Consider the following 4,326-nt stretch of genomic DNA (forward strand, 5'->3'; position numbering starts at 1 on the left):
GAAAGTCAATGAAATCAACGGTCTACCCAGACCACCCCCGCGCCAGTGCTAGCTTTGCGTACCGTCACTTATTGCACTGAAAACGAGGAGACCCCTGCGAGCAATGGACATCTACATCACGCGTGGTTGCTTTCGTAGCAAACGCGAGATGGGATGGTCAGGCGACATCAACCGCGCAGCGTTGATGCGTGAGGTCGAGGCGTTCATCCAGCAGCAAGGGTTCACCGAGTACGTGCCACTAACCAACTATGTGATACCCACGCCTCTTCCTTTCTACAAGTCTGCGGCAGAGCTTCGGGCGAACCAAGTCAGGGGCTTGCTGCTTACCCGGGAGATGGAAGAGCGCAGGCGTGAGCACTACGAGAAGAAGGAAGTCCGGAAGGCGCGCGACAAGGCACGGGCCCAGGCGAAGCGAGAACACAAGAAGAACTTTGTGGGTCCTTTGCAACCGTGGCAGCTTGCCAAGCCCAACAAAGTGAATTACCCGCCCGACGCAACTAAGGGCGAGATATTCGTCATCAACATGGGGTTAGTTGGCAGGGCTTTGCGACAAGAGAGGGAGGAGAAGGAGCAGGCAGCGAGAGAAAAGGCCGCCCGAGGCGACCAACAGGGAAGCGGGTAAGCGACCTCACCAGCAGCCCATGGCTTGTCTTTCATGCGGTCAAGTACGCAGCGTCGCATTGACCCCGATCGTCAAGCCATGGGACTGCCAGACGTCACCATGGGGCTGTAAGTTGGGCGCGTAGCTGCGCGGATCGGCGAACGCGCATGAAGTAAATATTGCGAGGAAGGGACTACGAACGCAGACTGGACTTTGGCCGGTTGAGCCAAACAGAAGGAGATCAGCATGAAGCTGACGGATCAAGAACTGCGCAAGCTGCGCAACGCATACAACGTACAGAAGAAGACCCAGGCCCGCCGCAAGCCGGATCGCAACGGGCATCGCATACAAGTCACGATGACGTTCGAGGAGTGGCTGCAGGTCTGGACCGACAGCGGCAAACTGCACTTGCGCGGAAACGGGCGTGGCAAATTCTGCATGGCCCGAAAGGACGACTTGGGCGACTACGCGGTCGGCAACGTCGAAATCAAGCCGTGCGAGGAAAACAGCCGCGAAGCCAAGTTGGGGCGGTCACACTCCGCTTGCACTCGGGACAAGATGAGCGCAACGCGAGCGGGAGTGTCAAAGTCCCAATCGCACAAGGACAGCATCGCCGACGGACTCCTAGCATTGCCGACAGTCCGCTGCCCGCACTGCTCCACGTCTGGTCGGCAGGGCGGGGCGATGCAGCGGCACCACTTCGAGCGGTGCCGTTCTCGTCAATAGCCGAAGATGACTGTTTGCCCGCGACGACCTTGTACGGACGGAATCAAACTCTCCGGAACCTACTTCTTTATCGGGGCGAGAATGGAACGACCCTTGCCCTCCTCAGCCACGATGAACTCCAGGAACCGCAGGCGGTCTGTAGTGCTTGGATTCCAGTGGGAATGGATCGTGCCGGCGGGAACAAACAAACTTTCTCCAGCATGCAGAGTTACTGGCGGCTTCCCCTCTTCCTGCCAAATACCTGTCCCTGACACGACATGGAATGTTATCGCCGCCGGATGGAGATGTCGCGGGTTGATCCCACCCGGAGCATATTCCGCCTCGTAGACTGCGACCTCCAAATTCTCTGTGCGGGGTACTAGAGTCTTCAGCAGCGGAGCGTGCGGAATCGCGCCACGCTTTTCTTGGCTTATAGCCGGACCTACCTGAAGCATGCAAAGGACTCCTAGCGCCGCGGCGCCAATTTTGAGATTCGTTATCTTCATCATTTAATGTTTTCCCGGACCGTGCTCGGTAGAGTGTTGAACGCGATTGGCGTTGATCGTTTGTACTGCCAGTCTCAATGAATTACGTTGAACGTCTCCTGGTGATATCCACATTTGTCAGACCGTCAGCCAATTTCAGCAGTTGGGTTCGGGTGTTCTTCGGGCCGTACTGCTGGAGTCGTGTGTTGGCCCTCGCGGCACCCGTCCCCACCAGCAAGGCAACGGTGGCTTGGGACCAAGATCCATCTGACGCACAGAAAATCTCGTCCTTGCCGAATAGTATGAGGCGGATAAACTAGCGGAGCAAACGCGAATTTCTCGCGGTTAACCAAACTTTAACTTGGGGTACTGATGTCTCGCCAGATGCCCTCCTTGAACGGCTTGCGAGCCTTCGAAGCGGCTGGACGACATGGCAGCTTCAAGGCAGCAGCGGAGGAGTTGAATGTCACTCAAGCGGCGGTGAGCCAGATGGTGCGGCTGCTGGAAAGACACCTCGGGTTCGCGCTGTTTCACCGTCATGCCAATAGGCTCGAGCTCACGGATCAGGGGCGGTCGTTCCAGCCCGGCCTGACCGAAGCCTTCGATGCGATCGCCCGGCTCTCTGAGCAGGTGGCCTCGATGCAGGCCGGTCCGGTGCTCACCATTGGAGTCGCGCCGACGCTTGCTTTGCACTGGCTGATTCCGCGCTTGACAAGCTTTAATCGCAACCATCCCAACATTGAGGTCCGCGTCGCGACCGGCGGTGCAATGCTTCCGCTGCGTGATGATTGGACATGTGCTGTTAGTCGCGGCCAAGGTAGTTGGCCTGGCTATGTTGCCGAAGAGCTATTCCCCTCGACGTTGGTACCAGTCTGCACGCCCTCAATTGCAGCAGGCTTGCTCCGCCCCCGCGATCTCCACACGGCGACCCTGATCGTCGCGCCTCACTTGCGCGAGCAATGGTCTTGGTGGTTCGAAGCGGCAGGCCTGAGCGCACCGATTCAGCCGGCTAATGAGGTTTCGTTCGAAAGCTCTATGATGGCAATTCAGGCTGCCCTCGATGGTGTAGGAGTCGCGGTCGCGCAACTCCCATATGTCAGTGAGGCGCTGGCAGCGGGCCGTCTTGTCACCCCATTTCGGATCGTTGATCGGAAATACGAAGGCTGGTATCTGGCTTATAGGCTGATACGCGAGAAGGACCCGGGTCTATCGGCCTTCCGCAACTGGCTGCATGGCGAAGCTGTGTTGCAACGCGAACTACATAAGAGGCTAGGCGCTGCTTTGTGCGGAGTGACCTGTTGAACCTCGGCCAACCAGCGAGTCGAGCCCTACAGCTGGCCAGGCATCGGTCGCGGCCATGACCACGAACTTGTCGAAAGAGCAGGGCATACGCACGCTGCTGCACACCATCAGCACGCTGCGCGACAGGCTGGCCCAAGCCGCTTGGGCTGACGCTTCCACTGATTGCTGACTTACGAGATGTACTGCAGCGCCGCAGCAACGGACTCGACGAGATCGTTGTACCGGATGGTCGTGGTCATGGTGGGTTTTTTTTAGAGAAGGACAAACCCCGCAATTATCGCCGCCTGCCTTGCATCACGCTGATGCGGGGCTGTGCCCGTTGTGCCGATCTCCAAATGACAGGTCGCCGCCAGTCATTGGAGGTGGAAACGTGCGAGAGCCCCACTGTGAGGCCGGATACGTGCCAGCGGCACTACCAAACCGTCAAATCGCCGGCCCCTTCACTTGATCCACTTGCGCTGCGCGCGTGGTTCTACCGTGATCTCCACCGATTGATGCAGGGCGGGTTTGCCGCTGTCCTTGTCGGTTTCAATGACATCTTCCAGGTCGATGTCCTTCACGTCCGAATGGGTGTCGTCTTCCAATTCGTCTAGGATCGCACCAACCTTGCGTTCTGCCTCGTCGATCTCGGATTGGGGAAGGGGGGTGATGCGCATGGGACCTCCAGCAGTTGATGGAGCCCAATGTTGAGGGAGCGCCAGTGCCTGGCGTGTCAGCCGTTGCTGCAATCGCTGTAGTCCTGGCCGCTGGGGCCAGTCTTGCCACGCTGCGTGCGTTCTACAAGTCGCCCAGGCTACCGATCACCGAAGGTGCGAAGTCTGCTGACCCATCGGGTTTGTCGCCCTGTGCCCACGACAGCAAGGTGTCTGGCGGCATGGGGCGGGCGTAGAAAAAGCCCTGTAATTCGTCGCAGCGCATGGCCAGCAGAATGTCGCGCTGGCCGCTGGTTTCCACGCCTTCTGGGGGTCTCCTCGTTTTCAGTGCAATAAGTGACGGTACGAAAAGCTAGCACTGGCGCGGAGGTGGTGTTGGTAGATCGTTGATTTCATTGACTTTCCTGTTCACTTTCAAATCTGCGATTCGTGGCGTCAAACCGTGGTCGGTTTCATCCATTGGTGCCAGTTATCGATGCATTTGGCCGCGAAGGCAGGATTTGGTCAGCATAGCGGTCAACCGGGAAGCGAAACACACCCCGCAAGTTGATGCTCTCCAGCCTGGTGGGCGCAATCTTCC

At 58.2% G+C, this 4,326-nt stretch carries 6 protein-coding genes; 3 read left to right on the forward strand and 3 right to left on the reverse strand.

Annotated features, from left to right (window positions below; genetic code table 11):
- Positions 1-103: 103 nt before the first annotated feature.
- Complete coding sequence (locus tag B059_RS0118225; protein WP_018079657.1) at positions 104-622, forward strand: hypothetical protein; 519 nt, start codon at positions 104-106, stop codon at positions 620-622.
- Positions 623-847: 225 nt separating this feature from the next.
- On the forward strand, positions 848-1,327 hold the full coding sequence (locus tag B059_RS0118230) for a hypothetical protein (RefSeq protein WP_018079658.1): 480 nt from the start codon (positions 848-850) through the stop codon (positions 1,325-1,327).
- 59 nt (positions 1,328-1,386) lie between these two features.
- Here the strand turns inward: B059_RS0118230 and B059_RS0118235 are convergent, their stop codons facing one another.
- Positions 1,387-1,815 carry a cupin domain-containing protein gene (locus B059_RS0118235; protein ID WP_018079659.1) on the reverse strand — a complete coding sequence of 143 codons (429 nt, stop codon included), beginning with the start codon at positions 1,813-1,815 and terminating at the stop codon, positions 1,387-1,389.
- 348 nt (positions 1,816-2,163) lie between these two features.
- Between B059_RS0118235 and B059_RS0118240 the strand changes: the two genes are divergently transcribed.
- The gene (locus B059_RS0118240; RefSeq protein WP_026177644.1) at positions 2,164-3,093 is read left to right on the forward strand and encodes a LysR substrate-binding domain-containing protein; all 930 of its coding nucleotides are present in this window, start codon (positions 2,164-2,166) and stop codon (positions 3,091-3,093) included.
- A 440-nt stretch (positions 3,094-3,533) separates the two neighbouring features.
- Here the strand turns inward: B059_RS0118240 and B059_RS0118250 are convergent, their stop codons facing one another.
- Entirely contained in the window at positions 3,534-3,749 is a 216-nt protein-coding gene (locus tag B059_RS0118250; protein ID WP_018079662.1) for a hypothetical protein, read from the reverse strand.
- 121 nt (positions 3,750-3,870) lie between these two features.
- On the reverse strand, positions 3,871-4,047 hold the full coding sequence (locus B059_RS20660) for a hypothetical protein (protein ID WP_018079663.1): 177 nt from the start codon (positions 4,045-4,047) through the stop codon (positions 3,871-3,873).
- Positions 4,048-4,326 lie beyond the last annotated feature (279 nt).

Source organism: Thiobacillus denitrificans DSM 12475 (assembly GCF_000376425.1).
GTDB lineage: Bacteria > Pseudomonadota > Gammaproteobacteria > Burkholderiales > Thiobacillaceae > Thiobacillus > Thiobacillus denitrificans.

Excerpts from the sequence above, each read along its gene's own strand:
- B059_RS0118225 (WP_018079657.1), top strand. The coding sequence starts at position 104 with ATGGACATCTACATCACGCGTGGTTGCTTTCGTAGCAAACGCGAGATG.
- B059_RS0118235 (WP_018079659.1), bottom strand. The coding sequence starts at position 1,815 with ATGATGAAGATAACGAATCTCAAAATTGGCGCCGCGGCGCTAGGAGTC.
- B059_RS0118230 (WP_018079658.1), top strand. The coding sequence starts at position 848 with ATGAAGCTGACGGATCAAGAACTGCGCAAGCTGCGCAACGCATACAAC.
- B059_RS0118240 (WP_026177644.1), top strand. The coding sequence starts at position 2,164 with ATGTCTCGCCAGATGCCCTCCTTGAACGGCTTGCGAGCCTTCGAAGCG.
- B059_RS0118250 (WP_018079662.1), bottom strand. The coding sequence starts at position 3,749 with ATGCGCATCACCCCCCTTCCCCAATCCGAGATCGACGAGGCAGAACGC.